This window comes from Mesorhizobium sp. L103C131B0 (assembly GCF_000502275.1).
In the GTDB taxonomy this organism is placed as follows: Bacteria; Pseudomonadota; Alphaproteobacteria; order Rhizobiales; family Rhizobiaceae; genus Mesorhizobium.
Genome location: NZ_AYXC01000005.1, coordinates 465458 through 491480, shown reverse-complemented (window position 1 = coordinate 491480; position 26023 = coordinate 465458). Strand labels below are relative to the sequence as shown.

The window sequence follows — 26023 nt, the reverse complement described above, 5'->3', positions numbered from 1 at the left end:
CAGGCGACACAATTTCGTCACTTCATAGCAGAAACGAACGCGCCGCGTCATTTTTTCCTGAAATGCCTCCGTCGTGAAGGTCGCTTCGTCGCAGGCTCTTGAGGAAGAGGTAGCCGGGCGCGGACGCTTGCTTTAAAAGCATCGCTTCCCACCGACTGTGAGGCAGACCATGGCACTGAGAGCCGACGACCTGATCGACCGCCGCCGCTTGCGGCGCAAGCTGACCTTCTGGCGCGGCGCCGCCATTGCCATCGTGGCCCTTGGGGTGATTGCGCTTGCAAGCTGGTTCTATGGGGGCGACCTCGGCGGTTCTTCCGTCGACCACATCGCCAAGGTCAGGATCGAAGGCACCATCACCGAGGACGAGGAACTGATCAAGCGGCTGGAAACCATCCGCACATCCCCGCAGGTCAAGGGCGTCATCCTGGCGATCGATTCGCCCGGCGGCACCACGGTCGGCGGCGAATCTATCTACGAGGAGGTGCGCAAGCTTGCCGCCGACAAGCCGGTGGTGGCCGAGGTCGGCACGCTGGCCGCATCGGCCGGCTACATGATCGCCAGTGCCAGCGACCATATCGTTGCCCGCAAGACGTCGATCGTCGGCTCGATCGGTGTGCTCATCCAGTATCCCGATGTCAGCGGTCTGATGGACAAGGTCGGCATCAAGCTCGAGGAAGTGAAATCCTCGCCGCTGAAGGCATCGCCCTCGCCCTTCAAGCCGACCAATGAAGACGAGCGAGCCATGGTCCGCAAGCTCATCCTCGACAGCTATGACTGGTTCGTCGGCATCGTCGCCGAGCGCCGCAAAATGACCCGCGATCAGGCACTGGCCCTTGCCGACGGCTCGATCTTCACCGGCCGCCAGGGCCTTGCCAACGGTCTGATCGACGCTGTCGGCGGCGAGAGCGTGGCGATCGACTGGCTGGCGACCAAGGGTGTCGACGCCAAGCTCAAGGTGGTGGAATGGAAGGACACCGAGCGGCGTGGCGGCTTCCTGTTCTCGAAAGCAATAGCGCGCAGCGTCGGCAGCGCGCTCGGCCTGTCGGAGGCCGGCAGCAACGTGCTTCACGAAATTGGCGCCGATCGCTTGTTTCTTGACGGTCTCGTTTCCGTCTGGCACCCTTGATCTGCCGGTTGGGGCGAGTAAAAAAGCAAATAAAATCATCCTGATAATTTGACCGCAGCGCTTTCACGGGGACCTTTCTGATGATCAAATCCGAGCTTGTGCAGATCATTGCCACCCGCAACCCGCATCTTTTCCTCCGCGACGTCGAAAACATCGTGGGAGCGATCTTCGACGAGATCACCGATGCCCTGGCGGAAGGCAATCGGGTCGAGTTGCGTGGCTTCGGCGCTTTTTCGGTGAAGAATCGCCCTGCCCGCACCGGCCGCAACCCGCGCACCGGCGAATCCGTCGAGGTCGAGGAGAAGTGGGTGCCGTTCTTCAAGACCGGAAAGGAATTGCGTGAAAGGCTGAATGGCGGCAAGTAGGCGCGGACCAACGCGCCGGCGTTATCAAGGCCTGCCTTCTCCAGGGAATTTCTATGTTGAACCGCTTCATACTTATCGTGGTCTTCGTGCCGCTCGCCGTCATCCTGATTGCGCTGGCCGTCGCCAACCGCGAGCTGGTCGCCTTCACGCTCGACCCGTTCAACCCCGGCAATCCGAAACTGACGCTGACCTTGCCGCTGTTCATCTTCCTGTTCGTGGCGCTCGCCATCGGCATGGTCGTCGGCAGCCTGGCGACCTGGGTCAAGCAGGGCCGCTACCGCAAGCTGGCGCGCCAGCGCGGCGTCGAGGCCGAGAATTTGCGCCAGGCGGTCAGCAGGGTACCCGCCGCACCGCAAGGCTCGGGCCAGGGGCCGGCGCTGCCGAAGCCAACGGCCTGAAGCCGGCGCTTTTATCTTCGCGGAGTTTTGCATGCTGACCATTTCGGCCGACGCTGTCGACCAGGCGCTGACCTTTCCCGGGCTGGTCGAGACATTGCGCGCGGCCTTCCGCGAGGGTGCTGTGCAACCCGTCCGCCATCATCACGGGGTCGAGCGGCCCGACGGTGCCACATCCACGCTGCTTTTGATGCCGGCGTGGACCGACTTCCATGCGGCCGGCACGTCGGTCGGGGGTCATATCGGCGTCAAGATCGTCACCGTATCGCCCGACAACAACGCCATCGGCAAACCGGCGGTAATGGGGCTCTACCTCCTGCTCAACGGCGCCACCGGCGAGCCCGAAGCGCTGATCGACGGCCAACGGCTGACACAGTGGCGCACCGCTTGCGCCTCGGCGGTGGCGGCCTCCTATCTCGCCCGCGAGGACGCATCGCGGCTTCTGGTGGTCGGCGCCGGCGCGCTGTCGCCGTTCCTCGCCAAGGCGCACTCCGCGGTGCGGCCGATCAAGACCATCCGCATCTGGAACCGCACGCCCGCCAATGCCGAAAAGGTCGCGGCTGATTTGCGCGCGGACGGTTTCAACGCCGAGGCCGCAAGCGATCTCGACGCCGAACTCGCCGAGGCCGACATCGTCTCATCGGCGACGATCACGACGACGCCGCTGGTCAAGGGTGCGCTGCTCAAGCCGGGCGCGCATGTCGATCTGGTCGGCGGCTTCACGCCGACCATGCGCGAGAGCGACGACGACGCGATCGCGCGCGCCCGCGTCTATGTCGACACCCGCGCCGGCGCCACCAAGGAAGCCGGCGACATCGTCCAGCCGCTCGCCTCCGGCGTGCTGAAGCCGGAAGCCATCGTCGCCGATCTGAATGAGCTGGCGCGCGGGGAAAAACAGGGCCGGCAGAGCCCCACTGAGGTCACGCTGTTCAAGTCGGTCGGCGCCGCGCTTGAGGACCTTGCCGCCGGCATTGCCGTCTACAACGCGCTCAAGCAGTAGCGTCTGCGCCGGTTCTGCGATCGAACTTCCTGATCGCTTCCGCGCTGACCGGGGTGAAGAAGTTCACCAGATTGCCATCGGGATCGCGCAGCAGCAGCGACCGGTTACCCCATGGCATCGTCGTCGGCGTCTGTACGAAATCGCCGATAATTTTCGCCAGCCTGCTGTACTCAGCATCAACATCGGCGACGCGAAACTCGATGATCGCTGAGCGATTGGCGGCCGGCTGCGCCACATCAGTTCCGAACAGGGCCAGCGTGCGGGTGCTGCCGATCGCCAGTGTGCAGGACGGCGTTGCCAGTTCGGCGAAATCGTCTGTGAACCAGGTTGCGGTAAGCCCGGTGATCGTGTCGTAGAATGCCACCAAGGGCTTGATCTGATCGGTAATGATGCGGATCGAGACGAAGTCCATCTTATTCTCCTGGGGCAAGCGCGACGCTATCTGAAGACAATCGCTTGTCGCACAAGGCTGCTGACAACTTGGTGTCAGCAGCCTTGTCACGGTGCCTTGCCGATCCGGCGGCTGGATGCTTCAGCCTGCCTTCATGGCAGCGCCCATCGCCTCGGCGATCAGCGCGAAATCATGCGCCGTAATTTCGAACAGGCCAAAGCGCAGTTGATAACCCCAGTTCGATTTGCCCGCGGTGAAGTCGAGCTGCTCGAGCAGCGGCTTGATCGGCGCCTCCTCGGCCTTGGCCCATTCGACATCCCTGCGGAACGGCGTGAAGCCACCGCCCATGTCGCCCTGGTAAGGCTCGCCTTCGCGCACGGTGCCGATTGCCGTGAAAGCCTGCAGGCCGTCCTTCTCGCGCAGAATTGTGGTCGGCGAGTAGTAGATGATGCCGTCGCCGGGCTTGATGCGGCGCAAAGGTGCCGCCTTGCCGTGGTTGACCTGCATGAAGCCGGCCTCGCGGCCGCGCCGGACATGTTCGGCGGAAGCGACCGCGATCCAGTGGGCACTCATTTCTGTTCTCCATTGGCCTGTTCCCCATTGGCCTGTTCTCCGTCGTTCAGCCAGTAGACGCGCAGCCGGTGCTCGTCGGGATCGAGCGCAACGAAGGTGCGGCCGAAGTCCATGTCGGTCGGCGTCTGCAGAATGGTCAAGCCGCGTCCTGCCCAGTCCGTGTAAGCGGCGTCCACCGCATCAGGCCGGTCCAACGCGACGACGAGCTCCGCACCGCCGCCCGCGGCTGCGGCCGCCGGCTCCACCGTGTGGCGCGACCACAGGCCGAGCTTGAAGCCATTGTCGAGCACGAACAGCACGAAGGTCGGCGACGTCTCCACCGGCTGGCGTCCCAGCAGCGCACCGTAGAAGGCGCCGCTCCGTTCCGGGCTGTCGACATAAAGGATGACGAAATTGGGGGTGTTCATGTCTGCTCTCCAGGGTTTCGATTGGAGGAGCATAGGTGACCCCACTGTCAGATTCTGGCAGCAGCGGCTTGCGAGGGCGTAGAAAGGAGCATTAAGCGCCGGGCTGGCGCTTCGGTGCGTCCAGCGTCGCGCGCCATTCCTTCAGCAGCGCCTGCCGACGACGTGGATAGCGGATATCCGTGGTGTTGAGCCCCGACATCCGGTCGGCGCGAAAATGTCTGAAATCCTGCCGCGTCTCGCACCAGGCCACCACCACCCGCACCTTGTCGAAAAAGCCGAGCGCGAATGGCCAGATCAAGCGCTCGGAGGCGGCGCCGCCGGCATCGCGGTAAAGAAAGCCGAGTTTTCTCTCGTTGCGGATCCCCTGGCGCACCAGGCCAAGGTCGATGCTTTCGACAGCATCGCCGTGCGGCCCGACCAAAAGCGCGGTCGCATCGAGGTCCTCGCGCAGATCATCCGGCAGCACAGCGGCGATCTTGGCCAGCGCGTCGGTGGCGGCGGCCGACAGCCGCTTGTCCGGTTGTCTGGCAACCCAACGCGATCCCAGAACGATGGCCTCGATCTCCTCGTCGATGAACATCAGTGGCGGCAGCATGAAGCCGGGTTTCAGCACATAGCCCAGCCCAGCCTCGCCCTCGATCGGCGCGCCTTGCCCCTGCAGCGTGGCAATGTCGCGGTAGAGCGTTCGGATCGAAACGTCCATCTCGCCGGCAAGCGTGCGACCGCTCACCGGCCGGCGATGCCGGCGCAGGATCTGGATCAGGTCGAGCAGGCGTTCGGAACGGGACATGATTCGAGATTTGCCTGTTTCCTCAGCGAGGTCCACCACCTCAGACATTCGCACGCTGGACCATTTTGTTTGCGCAGCCGGTGACCCTATGCCAAAAGCGGCCTGCCGCCTCCGGAGACGCTCCTGCTTGAAGTCTTTTCGCGACAAACGCCGCGACAACCGTCCGCCCGCAAAAGGCAGGACCGAACATGCGCGGCCGCAGCCGGAGACCGTACCAATCCGACCCGAAGCCAGACAGCAACGCCACGAAACAAAACCGGACGACCGGTCTGATCCGAAGCCCGCCCCCCGTATCCTGGCGCGTCGCGAAGGCATCCTGCCCACTGAGCGCCTGCCGGTGATCCTCGAAGTGGCGCCCAATCCGGATTATGCACTGCTCGACAGCGGTGCCGGCGAGAAGCTCGAACAATACGGCCCCTACCGCATCGTGCGGCCCGAGGGACAGGCGATCTGGCAAAAGGCCTTGCCCGCCAGGGACTGGGACCGAGCCGACGCCATCTTCACCGGCGACACCGACGAGGAAGGCATCGGCCGCTGGCGGTTCCCGAAGGTACCGCTGGGCGAGACCTGGCCGATGAAGCATGACGGCATCGACTATCTCGGCCGCTTCACCTCGTTTCGCCATGTCGGCGTCTTCCCCGAGCAGGCTTCGCACTGGGACCATATGGCCAGCCTGATCGCGGCGGCCAAGCGCCCGATCAAGGTGCTGAACCTGTTCGGCTATACCGGGCTCGCGTCTCTGGTGGCCGCCCGCGCCGGCGCCGAGGTCACCCATGTCGATGCCTCCAAGAAGGCGGTCGGCTGGGCGCGCGAAAACCAGGAAATGGCCGGTCTCGGCAGCAAGCCGATCCGCTGGATCGTCGACGATGCAGTGAAATTCGCCGAGCGCGAAGAGCGCCGCGGCAGCCGCTACGACATCATCCTGTTCGACCCGCCTGCCTATGGCCGCGGACCCAAGGGCGAGGTCTGGCAGTTGTTCGAGGACCTGCCCGGCCTGACCGACCTTTGCCGCGCGATCCTGACGCCGAAACCGGTCGCCATAGTGCTGACCGCCTATTCCATCCGCGCCTCCTTCTTCGCCATCCATGCCTTGATGCGCGACACCTTTGCCGGCATGGGCGGCACGGTTGAATCAGGCGAACTGATCATCCGCGAGCAGTCCGCCGGGCGGGCGCTGTCGACATCGCTGTTTTCGCGCTGGGTGGCCTGAATGCCCCGGAGACCTGAATGCCCGGGAGTCCCGAATGAATGAGCGGCACGCCGGCGCGCCCGGGCAGGTCAAGGAAGTCACCAGCCTTGCCAATCCGCTGATCAAGGACATCAAGGCGCTCGCCCAGAAGAAATTCCGCGACCAGCAGAACGCCTTCATGGCCGAAGGGCTGAAGCTGGTCATCGACGCCCTCGACCTCGGCTGGTCGATCAGGACGCTGGTTTTCGCCAAGGCCGGACGCGGCAATGCGGCGGTCGAAAAGGTGGCGGCGCGCACGGTTGCCGCCGGCGGCACCGTGCTCGAAGTGTCCGAAAAAGTGCTGGTCGCCATCACCCGCCGTGACAATCCGCAAATGGTTGTCGGCGTCTTCCGGCAAAAACTGCTGCCGCTAAGAGACATCCGCGCTCACGACGGCGACGTCTGGGTGGCGCTCGACCGGGTGCGCGATCCCGGCAATCTCGGCACCGTCATCCGCACCGTCGATGCCGTCGGCGCCAAGGGCGTCATCCTGGTAGGCGAGACTACCGATCCTTTTTCTGTCGAGACCGTGCGCGCCACCATGGGCTCGATCTTCGCCGTGCCGGTGACCAAGGCGACGCCGGAAGCATTTCTGGCTTGGCGAAACAGCTTCTCGGGCCTGGTCGTCGGCACCCATCTGAAGGGCGCGGTCGACTACCGCTCGGTCGATTTCTCCCGAGGACCGGTGCTCTTGATGATGGGCAATGAGCAGCAGGGCCTGCCCGACAATCTGTCCGAAAGCTGCGACCGGCTGCTGCGGATTCCGCAGGCCGGCCGCGCCGATTCACTCAATTTGGCGGTCGCCACCGGAATCATGCTGTTCGAGATCCGGCGCGGCGCGCTGAAACTTGCCCCCGAGGACGCCACATCGTGAAATCATGGTCTCCCTATGCGCTGCTGGTGGTGGTGGCAATCGCGCTCGACCAGTGGATAAAGCATCTGATCGAGACCGGCCTCGCCTTTCAGGAAAAGCTCGACCTGATGCCGTTCCTGGCGCTGTTTCGCACCTACAATACCGGCATCGCCTTTTCGATGTTCTCGTCTTTCGGCGACACCGGCCTGGTCGTCATCGCGGTCGTCGTCGTCGCCTTCGTGCTTTATCTGGCAACGCGTACGCCATCCGGCCATGTGCTGGCCCGCATCGGCTTTGCCCTGATCATCGGTGGCGCGATCGGCAATCTGATCGACCGCGCCGTCTACGGCCACGTCATCGACTATATATTGTTCCACACGCCGGTATGGTCCTTCGCCGTCTTCAACCTCGCCGATGCCTTCATTTCGGTCGGCGCGGCGCTGGTCGTCTTCGACGAGTTCATAGGCTGGCGGCGCGAGGCCAAGCCGCAAGGCCCAGAAGCTTGACGGCCCGACTCTTTTGACCAATTGACCTCGCCGGACGGTCGCCGCACAGTTCGGCCAGAGCCAGCCAATGCCGACCGCCAGCCTTTGCGAAGCCGAGGAGAAGAGATGCCTGAAACCTTCAAAGCCATCCTCGTTTCGCGCGACGCCGAAAAGAAACAGTCGGTGGAGGTCGTCGATTTCGGCGAAGCCGATCTGATGGAAGGCGACGTCACCGTCGCCGTCGAGGCGACGACGGTCAACTACAAGGACGGGCTGGCCATCACTGGGAAAGCGCCAGTGATCCGCCGCTGGCCGCTGGTGCCGGGCATCGATTTCGCCGGAACCGTCCTCTCCTCATCGCATGCCGACTGGCGCAAGGGCGACAAGGTCATCCTCAATGGCTGGGGCGTCGGCGAGACGCATTTCGGCGCCTATGCCGGGCGCGCGCGCGTCAACGGCGACTGGCTGGTGCCGTTGCCCGACGGCATCAGCGCGCACGATGCGATGGCGGTCGGCACCGCCGGCTATACGGCCATGCTGTGCGTCATGGCGCTGGAGCGGCACGGCATCCTGCCGGATCGCGGCCCGGTGGTGGTGACGGGTGCGGCCGGCGGCGTTGGGTCGGTCGCGGTCTCGATCCTGTCCAGCCTTGGCTATCACGTCATCGCCTCGACCGGCCGCAACGCCGAGAGCCCCTATCTGATCGACCTCGGTGCCGCCGAAGTGATTTCGCGTGAGGAACTCTCCCAGCCGGCCAAGCCGCTGGCCAAGGAGCGCTGGGCCGGCGGCATCGATGCCGTCGGCAGCCACACGCTGGCCAATGTGCTGTCGATGACTGCCTATGGCGGCGCGGTCGCCGCCTGCGGCCTGGCGGGTGGCATGGATCTGCCGTCGAGCGTCGCCCCGTTCATCCTGCGCGGCGTCTCGCTGCTCGGCATCGATTCAGTGATGGCGCCAAAGGCTGTGCGGCTGGAAGCCTGGCGCCGCATCGGCAGCGATCTTGATCTCAAGAAGCTCGCCGGCCTGTCGACGACCATCGGCTTCGACGGCATCATCACCGCCGCCCATGACATCGTCGAGGGCAAGATCAGGGGCCGCGTGGTTGTCGATATGTGAGGCTCCCGAAGCATGATCCCGAAGGGAATCAGGTTTCGGAAAAGATCAGGCGATGCGGAAAACCGCCAAAAATGCATGACCGCTAAAATTCGAACGATCCGCCGCGCTTTTCCATAATCTCTATCTGGCAAGGAGTTCCGAATGATCGCGGAGTCCGCCAGGAAAGAGAAGAGCCGTGCCGAAAGTGTCGACGGGCCGAGCCCGGCGACGGCGAAGCGGCAGCGTGTTGCGCCGCCGCCTCTTGCGCCGGATTTGCCGCGCGCCACGCCCGAGGGCCTGCCGTTCCTGACGGTCGTCGCCAGCGTCGTGCTGGCGGGCCTGTCTCACCTCACCGGCGCGCCGATCTTCATCACGTTCGGTCTGCTGGCGACAGGCGTTGCCGGCGTCGCCATGCACCTGCGCAGCCGGCGCACCGTACGTCGCGCGGCGGCCTTGCTCGACGAAACCGCGGCCCGCAGCCGCGCCGAGATCGAGACGCTGGCCGACCGCATGTGGGAGATGCAGGAGAGCGAGGAGCGTTTTCGCGGGCTGATCGATGCGCTCGGCGATCTCGTCGTCCACCGCGACCGCGACGGCCACATCGTCTATGCCAACATGGTTTTCGCCGGCCTCGTCGGAACCGATCAGCGCGACCTTGCCGGCAGGACTCTGGCCGACCTCGGCATCGATGTCGGTATCGTTCCCGACGCCGCCTTTTCGGATCACGAATGCCTGAGTTCCACCGACGTCTCCATCCGCACGCCGAACGGTCCGCGCTGGTTCTCGTGGATCGAACTGTCGGTGCGCGACAAGGATAGCGGCGCCGTCTCGCACCGGGCGATTGCCCGTGACATCACCGCCCGCAAGCGCGCCGAATCCTCGTTGATCACCGCGCGTGAGCGCGCCGAATATGCCAGCCAGGCCAAGTCGCGCTTCCTCGCCACCGTCAGCCATGAGATCCGCACGCCGATGAACGGCATCATGGGCATGGCCAAGCTTCTGGCTGACACCAATCTGTCGCCCGAGCAGCGCACCTATGTCGGCGCTGTCTCGACCTCGGCCAGCGCCCTTTTGGCGCTCATCGAGGATTTGCTCGACTATTCCAAGATAGAGGCCGGCCGTTTCGACCCGGAGCCGCAGCCGACATCGCTGCGCGAAATCGCCGACAACATCATCGAACTGATGGCGGCCAAAGCCTTCGCCAAGAACATCGGCCTCGGCTGTCATGTCAAGCCCGACGTGCCACAGATGATCATGGCCGATCCGGGAAGAGTCAGGCAGGTGCTGCTCAACCTGATCGGCAATGCGATCAAGTTCACCGACACCGGCGGCGTGCTGGTTTCGGTTGCACGGGCCCGCACCGAGACCAGCGACCGCATCTGCTTCACCGTCGCCGACACCGGCCCTGGCCTGCGCGAAGACGACATGGAGCGCATCTTCGAGGAATTCGAACAGTCCGACGGCACCTCGACCCGCACCCATGGCGGCGCCGGCCTCGGTCTTGCTATCTCAAGGCGGCTGGTGACCGCCATGGGCGGTGCCATTTCGGTGTCGAGCCGGCTTGGCGAGGGATCGGAATTCGTCTTCGAGATCCCGGCCGCAGGAGCAACCGAAGCACCGCAGAACCGGCAGAACATCCTGGCCGGCCGGCGCGCCGTGATCGTGTCGAAGAACGCCGTCGAGGCGGACGCCATCGCCCGCACCATCCGCGCCCATGGCGGCGCCGTCGACGTCGCCGCAACCGCTTCCCAGGCGACGCCCTTCGCCGAACATTGCGATGTGCTATTGATCGACGCGGCCCTGGAGGACGGCGACGGCAGACTGCTCAAGCGCCTGCGCCAGAGTGGCTTTGCCGATTGCGAGGCGATCACGCTGATCGCGCCGACCGACCGCGGCATGCTTGGCGAATTCCGCACCAGCGGCTACGCCACCTTCTTGGCGAGGCCGGTCCGCGGCGAAACCCTGCTGCGCGTGCTGCTGACCAGTCATGCCCCTGCCTTGCCGCCGCCCAAGCCGGAAAAGACCGGCGCGTCCTCGCTTCGTGCCCATGGCGGGCGCCAGCAAGGTTTGTCGGTGCTGATCGCCGAAGACAACGACATCAACGCCATGCTTGCCCGCGCCACGCTTTTGAAGGCGGGACATCGCGTGAAAGTGGTCGGCAATGGCAAGGCCGCGGTCGAGGCGGTGACCGAAGCCGGGCTGAAAAATCGCTTCGATGTGGTGCTGATGGATTTGCACATGCCGGTCATGGACGGGCTGGACGCGATCGCCGCCATCCGCCGCCACGAGGAGGAAATGGCTGTGCCGCCGGTTCCGATCATGGTGCTTTCGGCCGACAGCCAGGAAAAGACCCGCCACACCGTGCTCGCCCATGGCGCCAGCGGCTTTGTCACCAAGCCGCTCGATCCCGACGCGCTGGTCCATGCCGTCGAGGGCCAGGTGGCCGCCTGAATTCATGTCGCTCGAAAATGGCCCCGGTTTTGAGAAGACGACATGCACAAAACAAAGACTTGAAGCGCGTCGCGTGAATCGTCCCAGCGCGACGCGCTTCAAGGTGACGCTGGCGCAATCCTCGCGTCACGTAGGTAGCCGAATGAGGGTTTTCGCCAGCCGACGAAGTATTGCCCGTCGCGCCGTATCACGGTACTGTCACAATCCTGTTGCACCTACACCGTATCCCCGTGCCAAGAGGGATGGCTCGAAGGAGAATCACTCGTGCATACAGTTATGCCGGAATGTGACACTCGGCCCAGCGCAGGCGGCGCTTTGCTCGCCGCGCGGAACGCCGATGCCGTCGCAACAGGCGCACCGCTGGGCCGTATCGGCAATCTCGAAGTGCGGCTTGCCCGCAATGAGGCCGAGATCGCCGCCGCGCAGGAAGTGCGCTACCGGGTGTTTTATGACGAGCTTGGCGCCAGGAAGGACCTGTTCCAGGCGCAGGACCGGCGCGACGCCGACCGCTTCGACCCGCTGTGCGACCATCTCCTGGTGCTTGACACCTCGATCTCCGGCCCCGAGCATCGCCGCATCGTCGGCACTTACCGCCTGCTGCGGCAAGAGATTGCGGCGACCGCCGGCGGCTTCTATTCCGAAGGCGAGTTCGAACTGACCAAGCTGATCGCCCGCCATCCCGGCCAGCGCTTCCTTGAGCTCGGCCGCTCCTGCGTGCTGCCGGAATACCGCTCGAAGCGCACCATTGAGGCGCTGTGGCAAGGCATCTGGGCCTACATCAACCACTATGAGATCGGCGTGATGACCGGTTGTGCCTCGTTCCCTGGCACGGTGCCGGCTGCGCATGCCGAGGCGCTCACCTACCTTGCCCATCACTGCCGGACCAACTCCGCCTGGGATGTGCGGGCGGTCTCCGGCCGCTATTGCTCGATGGATCTGATGCCGATCGAGGCGGTCAACGCCAAGGCGGCGATCGCGGCCATGCCGCCGCTGGTCAAGGGCTATCTGCGCGTCGGCGCCCGCATCGGCGACGGCTGCGTCATCGACCGTGAGTTCTCCACCGTCGATGTGTTCGTGGTGATGCCGGTCAAGGAAATCGGCGCCCGCTACGTCAACTATTATGGCGGGGAAGCGCAGCGCTTTGCGGCGTGAGGCAGTAGGCAGTAGGCATTAGGCAGTAGTGAAGGCTGCCGCGAATTGCTGACTACCGACTATTCCCTATTCCCTATTCCCTATTCCCTAATCCCTCTCCCTACGGAATATCCTCCGGTCGCCGTCCCGGGCGGCTCTTGTAGGACGGAAAGGTCCAGCCGAATTTCAGCGCGCCGCCGCGCACCAGGAAAGCCGCGACGAAGCCGGCGATATCCGAGGCGAGCGGCGGCAGGCCGGCAAGATCGCCAAGTGTGTAGAGGCCGGCGCCCGCGAGTGCGGCGGTGACGTAGATTTCGGGCCTGAGCAGCACCGATGGCTCGCCGGCCAGCAGATCGCGCAGGATGCCGCCAAATGTGGCGGTCAACACGCCCATAACAACGGAGACGACCGGCGAGCCGGTGATGGCCAGCCCCTTGGCCGCGCCCATTACGGAAAAGGCCGCCAATCCGATGGCGTCGAGCCAGAGCAGCCATTTCCAGCGGGATTCGACGCGGTGGGCGATGAAGAAGACCAGCACCGCAACCGCCGCGCAAACCAGCACATAGCCGGAGTTGGCGACCCAAAAGACGGGCAGGTTGAGGATGACGTCGCGAAGCGTGCCGCCGCCAATGCCGGTGACGCTGGCCAGAAACAGGAAGCCGATAATGTCGAGCTGCTTGCGCGAAGCCGCCAACGCCCCGGTCGCGGCAAAGACGGCGACGCCGGCATAGTCGAGGAGGTCGATGGGTGTCAGGGACATGAGGTAGTAGGGATTGGGAATTAGGGAAAGTATGAATAACACGAAGCCGCGCGATTGATACGCCTGCCCCTATTCCCTATTCCCTATTCCCTATTCCCTATTCCCTACTGCCTACCCTACTCACGCATCCTTCTCGGCCTGCTCGTTCACCGGCCCCGGCTCGACCGGCGCTTCGGTGGCCGCGATCTTGGGGCCGCCCTTGGCGACCCCGACCATGGCCGGCCGCAGCACGCGCGCGCCGATCGAATAGCCCGGCTGCACGACCTGGACGACGGTGTTGGCCGGCACATCGGGATTGGGCACTTCGAACATCGCCTGGTGGAAATTCGGGTCGAACTTCTCACCTTCCGGTTCGAGCTTCTTCACCCCATGCCGTTCCAGCGTCGACAGCATGGCGCGCTCGGTGATCTCGACGCCGTCGATCAGCGCCTTGAAGCCGGCATCTCCGGCCGCTTTCGCCTCGGCGGGGATAGCATCGAGCGCGCGGCGCAGATTGTCCGACACCGACAGCATGTCGCGGGCGAAATTGGCCACCGCATAGGCGCGCGCATCATGCACGTCGCGGGCGGTGCGGCGGCGCAGATTCTCCATCTCGGCTGCGACGCGCAGCGCGCGGTCCTTCAGCTCCTCGTTTTCCTTCAGCAGCCGCACCAGCGCTTCATAGTCGCCGTCGATGCCGCCTTGCGTGCGCTCGGCCTCGGCCGTTTCGATATCCTCGGGCGCGCGTTCGTCTTTTGTCTGGTCGCTCATCGCCATTTCCCGTCATTCGAATGGTTTGGATTTGCGCCCGATATCGAGGTTTGGCGGCCAAAAATCAAGGGGCAAGCCCAGGAGGACGCCCCACAGCAGGCAATGTTGCGGGCTGCCCGTCGGACTTGGTGCGGGGCGCAAGGACGTTCAAAATTAATTCAAACTTTACCGTAACGGCAGCCTTTGCTTGCCAATACCCCGCTATGGGGAACCATTCAAAGCTTGGAGGAGTTTTGAAACCGACACAGGATTTGAGACAATGGACCGCAATACTGGCAACAGAAGCGAAGAGCTCGCCGCCGACATCAGGCGCCAGTTCGGCACCGAGGCGACGACGCGCTTCTTGCGCACCTTGCCGGCCTTCCGCACCGAGGCCGACATTCCCGCCCGTTTCCGGGATCTGCTCGACCGGCTGGACGGCATAGAAGCCAGCATGGCCGGCGGCCAACGCCGTCAATAGCGATGCTATCGCGCGACAATTACGCGCAGTAATTTTGCGTGAGCTTTTCCTTGCGGCAGCGGGACGCCCCGCCTATGCTTCCTGATGAACATGATTTCCCCCGAGACGGCCGCCAACAGCAAGCGCGCCTGGTTGAAGATCCTGGCGCGCTACAAGAAGCCCGACCGGCGACGCAGCACTCTTGAACTCGCCATCACCCTTATTCCTTTCGTTACGCTGTGGGCGCTGTCTTCGGCAGCCTATTCCTATGGCCACTGGTGGGGCTTGATCCTGATCCTTCCCGCCGCCGGTTTTCTGGTGCGGATCTTCATGATCCAGCACGATTGCGGCCACGGCTCCTTCTTCGCCAACCGCACTGCCGACGACTGGATCGGCCGCGCGCTCGGCGTGCTGACGCTGACCCCTTACGATTGCTGGCGGCGCGCGCACGCCACCCATCACGCCAGCGCCGGCAATCTTGACGAGCGCGGCATGGGCGATATCAGGACGTTGACGGTTGCTGAATACCGGCAGCTGTCTTGGCGGGGACGCCTTGCCTATCGTCTCTACCGCCATCCCCTGGTGATGTTCGGCCTTGGCCCGATCTGGCTGTTCATCTTCGAGCAGAGGCTGCCGGTCGGCATGATGCGCGGCGGCCTGACGCCCTGGGTGTCGTCGATGACCACCAATCTCGGCATCGCGGTCGCGGCAGCGCTGCTTATCTGGCTGGTCGGCCCCGGCGCTTTCCTGATCGTCCATTTGCCGATCGTGATCCTGGCCGGATCGGCCGGAATCTGGCTGTTCTACGTCCAGCACCAGTTCGAGGAGACGGAATGGGCGAAGGACGAAGAGTGGGAATTCCAGCGTGCCGCCCTGCACGGCTCGTCCTATTATGATTTGCCGCCGGTGCTGAACTGGTTCACCGGCAATATCGGCGTCCATCACGTGCACCATCTCTCGGCCAAGGTGCCGGGCTACCGGCTGCAGGAAGTGCTGCGCGACTATCCCGAACTGCGCGGCATCGGCCGCGTCACGCTCCTCGACAGCCTGCGCTGCGTCAAGCTTGCGTTGTGGGACGAGAACCGCCGCAAGCTGGTCTCGTTTCGCGAAGCGCGGGCCTTGGCCTAAAAGCAATTCCAGCAAAGTGTGAGGCGGTTTTCCGGGCTTTCGCTTGGGAATTCCGTAAGACAAANTCCTCGCGCATCCAGACCTTGCAGCCCTGATCATGTCAGGCGCCTTTTCGGCGATCATGATGGACGGTGCATTGGTGTTGCCGCCGATGAGCGCCGATTCCTCCCTCGCGCCCGGCGGATATTTCCGTCCGGACAGCCAGGAGAAGGCCCGATCACAGTCTTTGTAAAGACAGGCGGAATTACCGTCGCGTCAGCTGTTGCGAACGCGCCGCCAGGAGTATTTCGGCCCCTTCGGCTCCGACGCTTCGGTCGGCTGATAGTAAAGGCCCAGCCCGCCTGTGCGGCCTTCTTCGAGGCGCTTCAGCAGAACCGGGTTGGAGATCTCGAACTCGTCGAAGCCGAGGCGCAGCATATGCGGCAGCTGGTCGACGAGCACCTGGCCCGTGGCGCGGACCGCGCCCTCGAAATCGTAGCGGCTGCGCAGCAATTCGCCCTTGGAAAACGAGCGGCCGTCGCTGAAGGCCGGAAAGGCCAGCGCCACCAGCGACAGCTGGTCGAGCAGATCCACGATCTTTTCCAGCTGGTCGCCCGGCAGCAATGCGACGCCCAGCCGCTCCTTGGCCGAGCGCCGCACCTCGGCATCAAGGCCGAGAAATGCCTGCAACGGCAGGATGAAGCGGCCATTGCCCGCCAGTGCGTCCGCACTTTCGGCATGTGTCCACTCGTCTTCGCGAAACCCCGTCCGGGTCCAGAGGCGGGTCTCCGCTGTGGTCTGTTCAGTCATAGAAAATTCCTAAAGCCCTAAAAATCGAAAGTCCGCGAAAGCCGGTCCACACGAAACCGGCGGCCTCCGAGCGGAAGCCGCCGTTGCAGGCCAGCCTCACCTGAATATCACCATAGCTTAAAGGGATGCGTCGGTCAGCGATACTTCCAGTCCCGACAGATGGATGCCGCACTCGGTCTTGGCATGACCGGCCCAGCGTCCGCTTCGCGCATCCTCGCCCGGCTGCACCGGCTGCGTGCATGGGAAGCAGCCGATCGACAGATAGCCGTACGCAACCAGCGGATTTTCGCGCAGCGCATGCGCGCGCATGTAGTCAGCCTGGTCGGATGTCGTCCAGTGCGCCAGCGGATTGACGCGTACGCGCGGGCCGACCGCCTCGAACACCGGCAGCGCGGCTCGCGTCGCCGCCTGGAAGCGCTTCCGGCCGGTCAGCCAGGCGCGGAAGGGGGCGACGCCGCGCGCCAGCGGCTCGACCTTGCGCACGTCGCAGCAGGCATCGGTATTGCTCTGGTGCAGATTGCCGGTCGGATCGACCCGCTCGAGCGCCGCGTCTTCGGGCTTGATCACCCTGATGTTGGTCAGCCCGAAATCGGCGACCAGCGCATCGCGATAGCCCAGCGTCTCTCCGAAATGCTTGCCGGTGTCCAGGAAGATGACCGGCAGCGTGCGGTCGACCTTGGCGATCATATGCAGCAGGACGGCGGAATCCGCGCCGAAGGACGACACGGCGGCGATCTCGTCATGAAACAATTCGCTCGCCGCGCGTTCGATGATGTCGAGCGGGCTCAGATGTCCATACAGCGCGTCGAAGCCCGCCGCTTTGGCGGCGATGCTGTCGTCGACGTCGACGATGCGGTCAAGCGGCCTTGGTTTCGCCAGCATAGAGCGCCTCCTTGAACGGCGCGGGACCGACACGGCGGTAGGCGTCGATAAAACGTTCACTGGGACCGAGCCGAAGGCCGAGATAGGTGTCGACGATCTGCTCGATGGCGTCCGTGATCTCTTCCGAAGAGAAGCCGCGGCCGATGATTTCGCCAACCGAGGTGTTCTCGTCGGCCGATCCGCCAAGCGTCACCTGGTAGAGTTCGGAGCCTTTCTTCTCGACGCCGAGGATACCGATATGGCCGACATGGTGATGTCCGCAGGCATTGATGCAGCCGGAAATCTTCAGCTTCAATTCGCCGATCTCGCGCTGCCGCTCCAGCGAGGCGAAGCGAAGCGAAATCTCCTGCGCGATCGGGATCGAGCGCGCTGTCGCCAGCGCGCAATAATCGAGGCCAGGGCACGCGATGATGTCGCTGATCAGGTTGGAATTGGCCGTCGCGAGGCCAATGTCGACCAAAGCGTCGTAGACCGCTTTCAAATCGGCGCGCGCCACATGCGGCAGGATCAGGTTCTGCTCATGGCTGACGCGCAGTTCGTCGAACGCGTATTTCTCGGCGATGTCGGCGACCGCTTCCATCTGGCTGTCGGTGGCATCGCCCGGCACTTCGCCGATACCTTTCAGCGAAATCGTCACCGCGGCATAGTCGGGATGGCGATGCGTCACGACATTCTGGTCGAGCCAGTCCGAGAAGCTTTTGGAATCGAGCCGCGCCAGCTTGATCGCCGCGTCGCCTTCCGGCCGGGCGGTCAGTGCCGGCGGCGCGAAATAGGCGTCGATGGCACGGATGTCGGCTTCCGGCAGCTTCAGCTCGGCGTCCTTCAGCTCCTGCCATTCGGCCTCGACCTGGCGGGTGATTTCCTCGACGCCGGTCTCGTGGACGAGGATCTTGATGCGCGCCTTGTACTTGTTGTCGCGGCGGCCATAGAGGTTGTACACGCGCAGGATCGCGGTGCAGTAGGACAGCAGGTCGGCTTCCGGCAGGAAGTCGCGGATCTTGCGCGCCACCATCGGCGTGCGGCCCTGGCCGCCACCGACATAGACGGCAAAGCCGAGCTCGCCGGCGGCGCCCTTCTTCAGATGCAGACCGATATCATGCGTCTGGATGGCGGCGCGGTCGCGCTCGGCCCCGGTCACCGCGATCTTGAACTTGCGCGGCAGGAACGAGAATTCCGGATGCACAGACGACCATTGCCGCAGGATCTCGGCATAGGGGCGCGGATCAGCGACCTCGTCGGCGGCGGCGCCGGCAAAATGATCGGCGGTGACGTTGCGGATGCAATTGCCGCTGGTCTGGATGGCATGCATCTCGACGCTGGCGAGATCGGCCAGGATCGCCGGAATGTCGGACAGCGCCGGCCAGTTGAACTGGATGTTCTGGCGCGTGGTGAAATGGCCGTAGCCCTTGTCGTATTTGCGCGCGATGTGGCCGAGCATGCGCAGTTGCGCGCTGTTCAGCGTGCCATAGGGCACCGCGATGCGCAGCATGTAGGCGTGCAGCTGCAGGTAGACGCCGTTCATCAGCCGCAGCGGCCGGAACTGATCCTCGGTGATCTCGCCGGACAGCCGGCGTTCGACCTGGTCGCTGAACTCGGCGACGCGGGCCTGGACAAAATCGTGGTCGAACTCATCGTAGCGGTACATGTTTCGTCTTTCAGGGCGCGTCCGCCCGTATTTTGTTACGCTGCCCGCGCAGCCTGCTTGCCCAGATCTTCCCGGATGGTCGGGCCGGCGGCGCGGATCTTTTCGCGCAGCCGCACCGGCACGACGATGCCATTGACGACTTCAGCGTCGATCAGATTGACGTCGACAACCTGATTGTTGGCGTTGGCCTTGGCGCCGATTGCTTCCAGCCTGTCCTCTGCCGCTTGGTCATGGGCAAGGTCGGCATGGTCGACCGTCTCGGCCCAGCCGCCGTCGGCGTACCAGACGGCGATGCCGTCGGAGAGGCGGTTTGCGGTCAGTATCTTCATGGCTCGACCTCTGCGCCGGCCGCGTTGGCGGCGCCCTCATAGTTATGTGCCGCGAGCGGCTCGGAACGTTCAAAGTTGGCGCCGGCAACCGCGTCGCCGATGATGGTCATCACCGGACCGGCCAGATCGGCGCGCGCTTCCAGCGACGGCAAATCGGCCAGCGTGCCGTGGAAACGGCGGCGGTTCTGCAAGCTGGCATTCTCGACCACGGCAACCGCCGTGTCCGGCGACAGGCCGGCCTCGATCAGCCGCCCGGCGACTTCGGCGGCGACCGAGCGGCCCATATAGACGGCGACGGTGGCGCCGGAAATGGCGAGCTTGGCCCAATCCGGCAGCGAATTGCCCTTCAGATCATGGCCGGTGGTGAACACCATCGACGAGGAGACGCCGCGCAGCGTCAGCGGCAGCTCGAAGTCGGCGGCGGCGGCAAAGGCGGCGGTGACGCCGGGGACGACATCATAGGCGATGCCGGCATCGCGCAGTGCGGCCATCTCCTCGCCGGCGCGGCCGAACACCAGCGGGTCGCCCGACTTCAGCCGCACGACGCGCTTGCCCTGCCTGCCAAGCTCGACCAGCAGCGCATTGATCTCGGCCTGGCTCTTGGTGTGGCATCCCTTGCGTTTTCCGACCGGCAGCCGCTCGGCGTCGCGGCGGCCCATGGCGACGATCGCCTCCGGCACCAACGCGTCATAGACGATGACGTCGGCTTCCATCAAAAGCCGATGCGCGCGCAGCGTCAGAAGATCCTCAGCACCTGGCCCGGCGCCGACCAGGGCGATATGGCCCGAAGCCGGAGCCTTCGACAGCAACAGATCGGCGGCGGCGTCATGCGCCTGCGAAAGCTCGCCGGCTTCGACGGCGCGCGCCGGTGCACCCTGGAAAAAACTGCTCCAGAACTGGCGGCGGGCGTTGCCTTTCGGCAGCAGCTTTTCGGCGGCACCCCGGAACGAGGCGGCAAGCGCTGCCAGCGGCCCGAGCGACGGCGACAGCATGCGGTCGATGCGGCTGCGCAGCATCTGCGCCAGCACCGGACCCGCGCCTTCCGTGCCGATGGCGATGGCGACCGGGGCGCGGTTGACCAGCGCCGGGGTGAAGAAATCGCACAGCTCCGGCCGGTCGACGGCATTGACCGGAATGCCAAGGCGGCGCGCATCGTCGGCGACGCGGCGGTCGAGCCTCTCGTCGCCGCTGGCGGCAAACACCAGGATCGCGCCTTCGAGATGCGCGGCGTCGTAGGGGGCGTCGATACGGATGGCGCCGGTCGCGGCGATGAAGCTCAGCAATTCGGCGTCGGCAACATCGGCGATGATGCGAAGCACAGCACTTGACTGATCGAGCAGCCGCGCCTTGGCCAATGCTTCGCCTCCGCCGCCGACGATGGCCACGGCTTCGCCTTCGACCCGCATGAAGACCGGGAACGCGGTGAGCTTGGGATTGGCGTGCGGCATGACGAACAGATTCCGGAACAATTCGGCAGTTTTAGGCGCGGACGCGAAAAAGCTGAAGGAACCCACTCGCGCATCCCCTGACGGGAGGCAATCGGTTTTCCGCAAGCCAAGGGGCCAAGAGAAAAATATTCCACATCCGCATATCAGGCGGATTCAAGCTGCTGCCGCAGGCTTTGTTCTGCGGCTCTTTTATCCGGGAGCCGGCCAAGCTGCAAAATTATTTTTTCTAAATTCTACCAATCTAGTAGATTAAAGCCGTCACCTCGGACATTGCTCCGATGGACGATAGATCGGGCTTGATATGGCTGCGTGCGAACTCGGCGAACGAAGTGGAACGTTCCCGCTTCGCCACGCGTTCTGCCCCTGCCGTAACAGACAATCGTCGGCTGGATTTGAACCTTCAAACAGGAGCCCGCAAATGAGCAAGATCAACCTGAAACATGGCCTTTTGGTCATGGTGGCCGATGGCGAGAAAGCGCTGTTCCTGAAGAACGAGGGCGACAATCTCTATCCGAACCTGCAGCTCTTCCAGGAGATGAAACAGGACAATCCGGCAACGCGCGAACAAGGCAGCGACAGTCCCGGCCGCTACAATGACGGCCCCTCCGTGCATCGCAGCGCGGTTGAGGAAACCGACTGGCACCGGCAGGGCAAGGAACGCTTTGCCGAAGAGATCGCAGACCGGCTCTACAAGCTCGCCCATCACGGCATCTTCGACGACATCGTGCTGGTCGCGCCACCGCTGGTGCTCGGCACCATGCGCAAGAAACTGCACAAGGAAGTCACCGACAAGGTGCAGGCGGAGATCCCAAAGACACTGACCAACCGCCCGCTGATCGACATCGAGGCCATGCTGCACGCGGCGTGACGCTCATCGATCATTCGGTATTGGCGCGCGCAGCGGTTTTGCTGCGCGTGCCTTTCGTTTTCGGTGCCTCTGGCCACCAATTTACGTCTTGCGGGTTGCGTCGCCCGCACCCCCTCCACCATATTGAAAAAGGCGGCGGCTTCGGGCGGCGCACACCCGACATTTCCCGAAAGGCGCTCCACAGACAATGCCGCATGACACGCCCCTTATCGCCACCATCGTCGCCGGTCTGGGGCTGGCATTCATCTTCGGGGCGCTCGCCAACCGTTTTCGCATCCCGCCGCTGGTCGGCTATCTCGTCGCCGGCGTGCTGGTTGGACCGAACACGCCGGGTTTCGTCGCCGATGCCGGTCTTGCCAATGAGCTGGCCGAAATCGGCGTCATCCTGCTCATGTTCGGCGTCGGCCTGCATTTCTCGCTGAAGGATCTTCTCTCCGTCCGCGCCATCGCCGTACCCGGCGCCATCGTCCAGATCGGCTTTGCCACCGCGCTGGGCGCCGGCCTTGCCTGGATGCTCGGCTGGTCGATGGGCGCAGGCCTCGTCTTCGGCCTAGCGCTTTCCGTCGCGTCCACAGTGGTGCTGTTGCGCGCGTTGCAGGAGCGACGGCTGATCGAGACCGAGCGCGGCCGCATCGCCGTCGGCTGGCTGATCGTCGAGGACCTCGCCATGGTGCTGGCGCTGGTGCTTTTGCCGGCGTTGGCCGGCGTGCTCGGCGGCCAGCCGCAGGTCGATGACCATGCGAGCCTTTTGTCGCTGCCGGCCAGCTTCGGCATCTGGGGCGTCGTCGGCCTCACGCTGGCCAAGGTCGTCGCCTTCGTCATCGTCATGCTGGTGGTTGGCCGCCGCGTCATTCCGTGGATCCTGCATTACGTCGCCCATACCGGCTCGCGCGAACTGTTCCGGCTGGCGGTGCTGGCGATCGCGCTCGGCGTCGCCTTCGGCGCCGCCAAACTGTTCGGCGTCTCGCTGGCGCTCGGTGCCTTCTTCGCCGGCATGATCATGAGCGAATCCGAGCTCAGCCACCGCGCGGCGGAGGAATCACTGCCGCTGCGCGACGCCTTCTCGGTGCTGTTCTTCGTCTCGGTCGGCATGCTGTTCGATCCGTTCAGCCTGATGAGCAATGGCTGGCCGATCCTGGCGACGCTGGCCATCATCGTCATCGGCAAGTCGCTGGCCGCCTTCGTCATCGTCATCGCCTTCCGCTATCCGCTGGGAACCGCCTTGATGATCTCGGCCAGCCTCGCGCAGATCGGCGAATTCTCCTTCATCCTGGCGGAGCTCGGCGTCGGGCTGAAGCTGTTGCCGCAACAGGGACGCGACCTGATCCTGGCAGGCGCCATCCTGTCGATCCTGGCCAATCCGCTGATGTTCCTCGCCCTCGACTGGATGAAGCCATGGCTGGACGCGCGCGCCGCCAAGGCAGCACCACCGGAAGAGGCCAAGCCGGTCGGCCCGGCGACGCAGCCCGGACAAGTGGCCTCGGTGGCCGCCGCGGCAAAAGAGGATGGCCCACCGCCACGCACAACGCTTTCGGGCCACACCATCCTGATCGGCTACGGCCGCGTCGGCAGCCTGGTCGGCGCGGCGCTGAAACAGGCATCGCTGTCCTTCCTGGTCATCGAGGACGCCGACAAGACGCTGGCGAGGCTGAGAGACGACGGCGTCGAAATCGTCTCCGGCAACGCGGCCAATGCAGGTGTATTCGCCGCCGCCAATCCGCAGGGCGCCAGGCGATTGATCCTTGCCATCCCCAACGCGTTCGAGGCCGGGCAGATCGTGCTCAGGGCACGCGCCGCGAATCCCGGCATCAACGTCATAGCGAGGGCCCATTCCGATGCCGAGGTCGAGCATCTCAAAGGCCTCGGCGCCGACACCGTCATCATGGGCGAACGCGAGATCGCCCGCGGCATCGTGCAAGAAGTGCTGGAGCAAAAGCCGATGCCGCGCCCCGAAGCCATTGAGCCCTCCCCGGCCTGAGGCTTGCCACAGGCGCATCGATCATCCAACGAAGGCGGAGCCGCCATTGTGCGCGACGCTGGCGAGATACTTTGCCGGCGGCTTGCCAAGCGCCTTCTTGAACATGGTGATGAAGGCGGTGACGGAGGCGTAGCCGAGATCGCCCGAAACCTGCTGGACACTCGCACCGGAGGCCAGCTCCCTTATGGCGACGATCAGATGCAATTGCTGGCGCCAGCGGCCGAAGCTCAGGCCGGTTTCCTTCACCACCAGACGGGCAAGACTGCTTTCACTCAGCGCGACGCGATTGGCCCACTCGGCAAGCGTGCTGCGGTCGGCCGGGTCTTGCGCCAGCGCCTCGGCGATCCGCCGCAAGCGCGGCTCGGCGGAGATCGGCAGATGCAATAGCTGAACCGGCATGCGCGGCAGTTCGGAGAGCAGGATCGTGGTCAGGAGCACGTCCCTCGCCTCATCCTCCTCCACGCGATCGGCCAGCTCGATGATCAGTTCGCGCAACAATGGCGAGATCGACAGCGTGCAGCAGCGGTCCGGCAGATCGGCGGCTCCCGGCTCGATATAGACGAAGAAAATCCGCGCATTGGCGGTGGCGATATTGCTGTGTCCCATGCCACCGGGAATCCACACCCCGCAATGCGGCGGCACCATCCACAGACCGCTGGGCACGCGGCAGGTGACGCCACCGCCGAGCGCGAAGACGAGCTGGCCCTTCCGATGCCAATGGGTCGCCACTTCCGCTTTGGTTTCGGTGACATCGACGCGAACCGCAATTGCAGGAGCGATCACATCATCGACGTCGAAATTGGCCCAGGGGTAGCGGAGAGGCTGTCTCATGATTGACGGCTTTTAGCGACTATTCGCCATGATAGCTAAATTCTTTGATCCGGGAAGTCGATAGGCTCTGGTTCGTGGCTGGCATTTCACAAACCGGCAGGAAGGCTTCCCATGCGCGCCCTCGTCATCTCTCCCGACAGCCCCACCGGACTGACGTTTGCCGAGGCCAACGAACCTCAACCCCTCACCAACGAAGCGCTTGTCTGCGTCCACGCAACCTCGTTGAACCGCGGCGAACTGCGCCTGCTCACCATACGCCCAAAAGGCTGGATACCCGGCCAGGACATCGCAGGGATTGTCGAACGGGCGGCAGCCGATGGCTCCGGGCCTGCCGTCGGCGCCCGGGTTGTGGCTTTGGTCGACGAGGCCGGCTGGGCGCAACGGGTCGCCGTTCCGACCGACCGCTTCGCCGTCCTCCCGGATGAGGTCAGCTTCGTTTCCGCCGCCACGCTTCCCGTGGCGGGCACGACGGCGCTCAGGGTCTTGCGCCATGGCGGCGACCTCGCGGGACAGCAGGTCCTGATCACCGGCGCGAGCGGTGCGGTCGGCCGTTTCCAGATCCAGCTCGCCCGCGAGCAAGGCGCCGCGGTGACCGCAATCGCCGCTGCCCGGCATGCCGAGGATCTGCGCAGCCTTGGTGCCAAACAGGTTGTCGAGTCGATCGAACTGGCTGAAGGACCATTCTCGCTGATCACCGAGTCGGTCGGCGGCCAAAGCCTAGCACTCGCTATCGAGCGCGTCGCGCCGGGCGGTACCGTTGTCATGTTCGGTTCGAGCAGCGGCGAACTCACACCGGTTGGCTTCAGGCAGTTCGTTCCCGGCCACGAGGGTGCGAGGCTTCAGACCTTCGCCTACTACACATCCGGTCCAGCCATTGGCGCGGACATCGCCTCGCTGCTCGCTCTGGTCGCGGCTGGCCGGCTGGAAACCCGCGTGTCCATGACCGTGCCGTGGACAGACATCGCCCAGGCTCTGGACGCCCTGCGACAGCGCAGCTTCAGCGGCAAGGCTGTTCTCACCATCGCCGAATGAGCAGTCTGTCAGTGCTCAGACGTGCTGGCCGCCATTGATGTGGATTTCCGAGCCCGTCACATAGGACGCCTGCTGCGAGCACAGGAAGAAGATGATGTCGGCGACCTCAGCCGTGGCGCCGAGGCGCCTGAGAGGGATCGTCTCGACGATCTTGTCGGTGCCAGGCGACAGGATCGCGGTGTCGATCTCGCCCGGCGCAATCGCATTGACGCGGATGCCGTGCGGGCCGAAATCATGCGCCATCTCGCGCGTCAGCGAGCCGAGTGCCGCCTTCGAGGTCGCATAGGCGGTGCCGGCGAAAGGATGCACGCGCGTGCCGGCGATCGAGGTGACGTTGACGATCGAGCCTTTTGCTGCAGCAAGCTCCTTGAAGAGGCCCCGCGCGAGCATGATCGGCGCGAAGAAATTCACCTGGAACACATCGCGCCAGACATGCATCGGCGTGTCGATTGAATCCATGCGGCTGTTGCCGTCCTTGAGCTTCGGCGAGATGCCGGCATTGTTGACCAGCGCGTGTAATTGCCCGCCATGCGCTTCCAGCCGGTGACGGATCTCCGAGACGGCGATGCCGACATCCTCCTGGTCGGCGAGATCGACCTTGATGTGGTCCTCCGGGCCGGCCGGCCACGGGCAATCCTCGGCAAAAGCCTGGCGCGAACAGGTGATGACCCGCCAGCCCTCACGCGAAAAGCGCTTGACCGTGGCATGGCCGATGCCGCGGCTGGCTCCGGTCAGCACGATGGTTTTTCTGATGTCGGTCTCAGCCATGTCTGTCACTCCGGCCGGAGATGTAGCCGAATGCCGCGAAGGTGGCGAGAGGCCGAATTGTCACCGCAGCTCTCATATGAGGAACG

The 26023-nt window shown here is 64.3% G+C and carries 28 protein-coding genes; 15 read left to right on the top strand and 13 right to left on the bottom strand.

The genetic code is table 11. The features are described from left to right. Positions 1–169: 169 nt before the first annotated feature. The 4 genes from sppA (at position 170) to X730_RS151505 (ending at position 2886) form a co-directional block, all read left to right on the top strand. Complete coding sequence (gene sppA / locus X730_RS151490) at positions 170–1126, top strand: signal peptide peptidase SppA (protein ID WP_023826336.1); 957 nt, start codon at positions 170–172, stop codon at positions 1124–1126. Between the two features lie 80 nt (positions 1127–1206). Beyond that, on the top strand, positions 1207–1491 hold the full coding sequence (locus X730_RS151495; RefSeq protein WP_006200394.1) for an integration host factor subunit beta: 285 nt from the start codon (positions 1207–1209) through the stop codon (positions 1489–1491). A gap of 53 nt (positions 1492–1544) precedes the next feature. Beyond that, positions 1545–1889, top strand: a complete 345-nt coding sequence (locus X730_RS151500; RefSeq protein WP_023698203.1) for a lipopolysaccharide assembly protein LapA domain-containing protein — start codon at positions 1545–1547, stop codon at positions 1887–1889. 31 nt (positions 1890–1920) lie between these two features. After that, positions 1921–2886 (top strand): ornithine cyclodeaminase family protein, encoded by a 966-nt coding sequence (locus X730_RS151505; RefSeq protein WP_023826335.1) that lies wholly within the window; start codon positions 1921–1923, stop codon positions 2884–2886. Here the strand turns inward: X730_RS151505 and X730_RS151510 are convergent. From X730_RS151510 to X730_RS151525, 4 genes are all read right to left on the bottom strand, one after another. After that, positions 2876–3298, bottom strand: a complete 423-nt coding sequence (locus tag X730_RS151510; RefSeq protein WP_023714120.1) for a VOC family protein — start codon at positions 3296–3298, stop codon at positions 2876–2878. The two genes, X730_RS151505 and X730_RS151510, sit on opposite strands and share 11 nt — an antisense overlap. A gap of 120 nt (positions 3299–3418) precedes the next feature. Beyond that, entirely contained in the window at positions 3419–3850 is a 432-nt protein-coding gene (locus X730_RS151515; RefSeq protein ID WP_023714121.1) for an EVE domain-containing protein, read from the bottom strand. Further along, positions 3847–4257, bottom strand: coding sequence for a VOC family protein (locus X730_RS151520; protein ID WP_023754264.1), 411 nt, complete (start codon positions 4255–4257; stop codon positions 3847–3849). Before X730_RS151520 ends, X730_RS151515 begins: the two co-directional genes overlap by 4 nt. A 91-nt stretch (positions 4258–4348) precedes the next feature. Further along, positions 4349–5047, bottom strand: coding sequence for a YafY family protein (locus tag X730_RS151525; RefSeq protein WP_023754263.1), 699 nt, complete (start codon positions 5045–5047; stop codon positions 4349–4351). A gap of 127 nt (positions 5048–5174) precedes the next feature. On the opposite strand from X730_RS151525, the gene X730_RS151530 reads away from it, so the two are divergent. From X730_RS151530 to X730_RS151555, 6 genes are all read left to right on the top strand, one after another. Then, a complete protein-coding gene (locus X730_RS151530) occupies positions 5175–6257 on the top strand; it encodes a class I SAM-dependent rRNA methyltransferase (RefSeq protein ID WP_023754262.1) in 1083 nt (360 codons plus the stop codon). A 34-nt stretch (positions 6258–6291) separates the two neighbouring features. Then, on the top strand, positions 6292–7149 hold the full coding sequence (locus X730_RS151535) for an RNA methyltransferase (RefSeq protein ID WP_023754261.1): 858 nt from the start codon (positions 6292–6294) through the stop codon (positions 7147–7149). Further along, entirely contained in the window at positions 7146–7634 is a 489-nt protein-coding gene (gene lspA / locus X730_RS151540) for a signal peptidase II (protein ID WP_023754260.1), read from the top strand. Before X730_RS151535 ends, lspA begins: the two co-directional genes overlap by 4 nt. Positions 7635–7739: 105 nt before the next feature. Then, entirely contained in the window at positions 7740–8729 is a 990-nt protein-coding gene (locus tag X730_RS151545; RefSeq protein WP_023754259.1) for an MDR family oxidoreductase, read from the top strand. 141 nt (positions 8730–8870) lie between these two features. Next, on the top strand, positions 8871–11159 hold the full coding sequence (locus X730_RS151550; protein ID WP_023754258.1) for a response regulator: 2289 nt from the start codon (positions 8871–8873) through the stop codon (positions 11157–11159). A 264-nt stretch (positions 11160–11423) separates the two neighbouring features. After that, on the top strand, positions 11424–12311 hold the full coding sequence (locus X730_RS151555; protein WP_027049733.1) for a GNAT family N-acetyltransferase: 888 nt from the start codon (positions 11424–11426) through the stop codon (positions 12309–12311). Between the two features lie 100 nt (positions 12312–12411). On the opposite strand, the gene X730_RS151560 is transcribed toward X730_RS151555, so the two are convergent. Both X730_RS151560 and grpE read right to left on the bottom strand, forming a co-directional pair. Beyond that, positions 12412–13044, bottom strand: coding sequence for a trimeric intracellular cation channel family protein (locus X730_RS151560; protein ID WP_023683056.1), 633 nt, complete (start codon positions 13042–13044; stop codon positions 12412–12414). A gap of 126 nt (positions 13045–13170) precedes the next feature. Then, positions 13171–13800 (bottom strand): nucleotide exchange factor GrpE, encoded by a 630-nt coding sequence (grpE, locus tag X730_RS151565; protein ID WP_023826334.1) that lies wholly within the window; start codon positions 13798–13800, stop codon positions 13171–13173. A 259-nt stretch (positions 13801–14059) separates the two neighbouring features. Between grpE and X730_RS151570 the strand changes: the two genes are divergently transcribed. Together X730_RS151570 and X730_RS151575 are read left to right on the top strand one after the other, a co-directional pair. After that, positions 14060–14260 carry a hypothetical protein gene (locus X730_RS151570; protein ID WP_023669766.1) on the top strand — a complete coding sequence of 67 codons (201 nt, stop codon included), beginning with the start codon at positions 14060–14062 and terminating at the stop codon, positions 14258–14260. 84 nt (positions 14261–14344) lie between these two features. Beyond that, entirely contained in the window at positions 14345–15367 is a 1023-nt protein-coding gene (locus tag X730_RS151575; RefSeq protein WP_023669767.1) for a fatty acid desaturase, read from the top strand. A 255-nt stretch (positions 15368–15622) separates the two neighbouring features. Here the strand turns inward: X730_RS151575 and X730_RS151580 are convergent, their stop codons facing one another. The 5 genes from X730_RS151580 to cysG all read right to left on the bottom strand — a co-directional run bounded on the left by X730_RS151580 (position 15623) and on the right by cysG (position 20460). After that, positions 15623–16156 (bottom strand): DUF934 domain-containing protein, encoded by a 534-nt coding sequence (locus tag X730_RS151580; protein WP_023669768.1) that lies wholly within the window; start codon positions 16154–16156, stop codon positions 15623–15625. Positions 16157–16273: 117 nt separating this feature from the next. Continuing rightward, positions 16274–17038: a phosphoadenylyl-sulfate reductase gene (locus tag X730_RS151585; RefSeq protein ID WP_023669769.1), complete on the bottom strand. Its 765-nt coding sequence runs from the start codon at positions 17036–17038 to the stop codon at positions 16274–16276. Then, positions 17013–18683 carry a nitrite/sulfite reductase gene (locus X730_RS151590; RefSeq protein ID WP_023826333.1) on the bottom strand — a complete coding sequence of 557 codons (1671 nt, stop codon included), beginning with the start codon at positions 18681–18683 and terminating at the stop codon, positions 17013–17015. The genes X730_RS151585 and X730_RS151590 overlap by 26 nt, the downstream gene beginning before the upstream one ends. A 35-nt stretch (positions 18684–18718) precedes the next feature. Further along, on the bottom strand, positions 18719–19012 hold the full coding sequence (locus X730_RS151595) for a DUF2849 domain-containing protein (protein WP_023691980.1): 294 nt from the start codon (positions 19010–19012) through the stop codon (positions 18719–18721). Beyond that, the gene (gene cysG, locus X730_RS151600; protein ID WP_023826332.1) at positions 19009–20460 is read right to left on the bottom strand and encodes a siroheme synthase CysG; all 1452 of its coding nucleotides are present in this window, start codon (positions 20458–20460) and stop codon (positions 19009–19011) included. Before cysG ends, X730_RS151595 begins: the two co-directional genes overlap by 4 nt. Positions 20461–20878: 418 nt before the next feature. On the opposite strand from cysG, the gene X730_RS151605 reads away from it, so the two are divergent. Both X730_RS151605 and ybaL read left to right on the top strand, forming a co-directional pair. Continuing rightward, on the top strand, positions 20879–21328 hold the full coding sequence (locus X730_RS151605; protein WP_023726453.1) for a host attachment family protein: 450 nt from the start codon (positions 20879–20881) through the stop codon (positions 21326–21328). 187 nt (positions 21329–21515) lie between these two features. Beyond that, complete coding sequence (gene ybaL, locus X730_RS151610) at positions 21516–23306, top strand: YbaL family putative K(+) efflux transporter (protein ID WP_023686587.1); 1791 nt, start codon at positions 21516–21518, stop codon at positions 23304–23306. A 21-nt stretch (positions 23307–23327) separates the two neighbouring features. Here the strand turns inward: ybaL and X730_RS151615 are convergent, their stop codons facing one another. After that, on the bottom strand, positions 23328–24137 hold the full coding sequence (locus tag X730_RS151615) for a helix-turn-helix transcriptional regulator (protein WP_023686588.1): 810 nt from the start codon (positions 24135–24137) through the stop codon (positions 23328–23330). Between the two features lie 111 nt (positions 24138–24248). On the opposite strand from X730_RS151615, the gene X730_RS151620 reads away from it, so the two are divergent. After that, positions 24249–25169: a zinc-binding dehydrogenase gene (locus X730_RS151620; protein ID WP_023826331.1), complete on the top strand. Its 921-nt coding sequence runs from the start codon at positions 24249–24251 to the stop codon at positions 25167–25169. Positions 25170–25184: 15 nt separating this feature from the next. On the opposite strand, the gene X730_RS151625 is transcribed toward X730_RS151620, so the two are convergent. Continuing rightward, a complete protein-coding gene (locus X730_RS151625; protein WP_023826330.1) occupies positions 25185–25937 on the bottom strand; it encodes an SDR family oxidoreductase in 753 nt (250 codons plus the stop codon). Positions 25938–26023 lie beyond the last annotated feature (86 nt).

Coding starts and splice junctions, on each gene's coding strand:
- ybaL (WP_023686587.1), top strand. CDS start 21,516: ATGCCGCATGACACGCCCCTTATCGCCACCATCGTCGCCGGTCTGGGG.
- X730_RS151575 (WP_023669767.1), top strand. CDS start 14,345: ATGAACATGATTTCCCCCGAGACGGCCGCCAACAGCAAGCGCGCCTGG.
- X730_RS151605 (WP_023726453.1), top strand. CDS start 20,879: ATGAGCAAGATCAACCTGAAACATGGCCTTTTGGTCATGGTGGCCGAT.
- X730_RS151545 (WP_023754259.1), top strand. CDS start 7,740: ATGCCTGAAACCTTCAAAGCCATCCTCGTTTCGCGCGACGCCGAAAAG.
- X730_RS151495 (WP_006200394.1), top strand. CDS start 1,207: ATGATCAAATCCGAGCTTGTGCAGATCATTGCCACCCGCAACCCGCAT.
- X730_RS151590 (WP_023826333.1), bottom strand. CDS start 18,683: ATGTACCGCTACGATGAGTTCGACCACGATTTTGTCCAGGCCCGCGTC.
- cysG (WP_023826332.1), bottom strand. CDS start 20,460: ATGCCGCACGCCAATCCCAAGCTCACCGCGTTCCCGGTCTTCATGCGG.
- sppA (WP_023826336.1), top strand. CDS start 170: ATGGCACTGAGAGCCGACGACCTGATCGACCGCCGCCGCTTGCGGCGC.
- X730_RS151525 (WP_023754263.1), bottom strand. CDS start 5,047: ATGTCCCGTTCCGAACGCCTGCTCGACCTGATCCAGATCCTGCGCCGG.
- X730_RS151625 (WP_023826330.1), bottom strand. CDS start 25,937: ATGGCTGAGACCGACATCAGAAAAACCATCGTGCTGACCGGAGCCAGC.
- X730_RS151515 (WP_023714121.1), bottom strand. CDS start 3,850: ATGAGTGCCCACTGGATCGCGGTCGCTTCCGCCGAACATGTCCGGCGC.
- X730_RS151615 (WP_023686588.1), bottom strand. CDS start 24,137: ATGAGACAGCCTCTCCGCTACCCCTGGGCCAATTTCGACGTCGATGAT.
- X730_RS151535 (WP_023754261.1), top strand. CDS start 6,292: ATGAATGAGCGGCACGCCGGCGCGCCCGGGCAGGTCAAGGAAGTCACC.
- X730_RS151570 (WP_023669766.1), top strand. CDS start 14,060: ATGGACCGCAATACTGGCAACAGAAGCGAAGAGCTCGCCGCCGACATC.
- X730_RS151520 (WP_023754264.1), bottom strand. CDS start 4,257: ATGAACACCCCCAATTTCGTCATCCTTTATGTCGACAGCCCGGAACGG.
- X730_RS151500 (WP_023698203.1), top strand. CDS start 1,545: ATGTTGAACCGCTTCATACTTATCGTGGTCTTCGTGCCGCTCGCCGTC.
- grpE (WP_023826334.1), bottom strand. CDS start 13,800: ATGAGCGACCAGACAAAAGACGAACGCGCGCCCGAGGATATCGAAACG.
- X730_RS151620 (WP_023826331.1), top strand. CDS start 24,249: ATGCGCGCCCTCGTCATCTCTCCCGACAGCCCCACCGGACTGACGTTT.
- X730_RS151585 (WP_023669769.1), bottom strand. CDS start 17,038: ATGCTGGCGAAACCAAGGCCGCTTGACCGCATCGTCGACGTCGACGAC.
- X730_RS151550 (WP_023754258.1), top strand. CDS start 8,871: ATGATCGCGGAGTCCGCCAGGAAAGAGAAGAGCCGTGCCGAAAGTGTC.
- X730_RS151510 (WP_023714120.1), bottom strand. CDS start 3,298: ATGGACTTCGTCTCGATCCGCATCATTACCGATCAGATCAAGCCCTTG.
- X730_RS151580 (WP_023669768.1), bottom strand. CDS start 16,156: ATGACTGAACAGACCACAGCGGAGACCCGCCTCTGGACCCGGACGGGG.
- X730_RS151505 (WP_023826335.1), top strand. CDS start 1,921: ATGCTGACCATTTCGGCCGACGCTGTCGACCAGGCGCTGACCTTTCCC.
- X730_RS151595 (WP_023691980.1), bottom strand. CDS start 19,012: ATGAAGATACTGACCGCAAACCGCCTCTCCGACGGCATCGCCGTCTGG.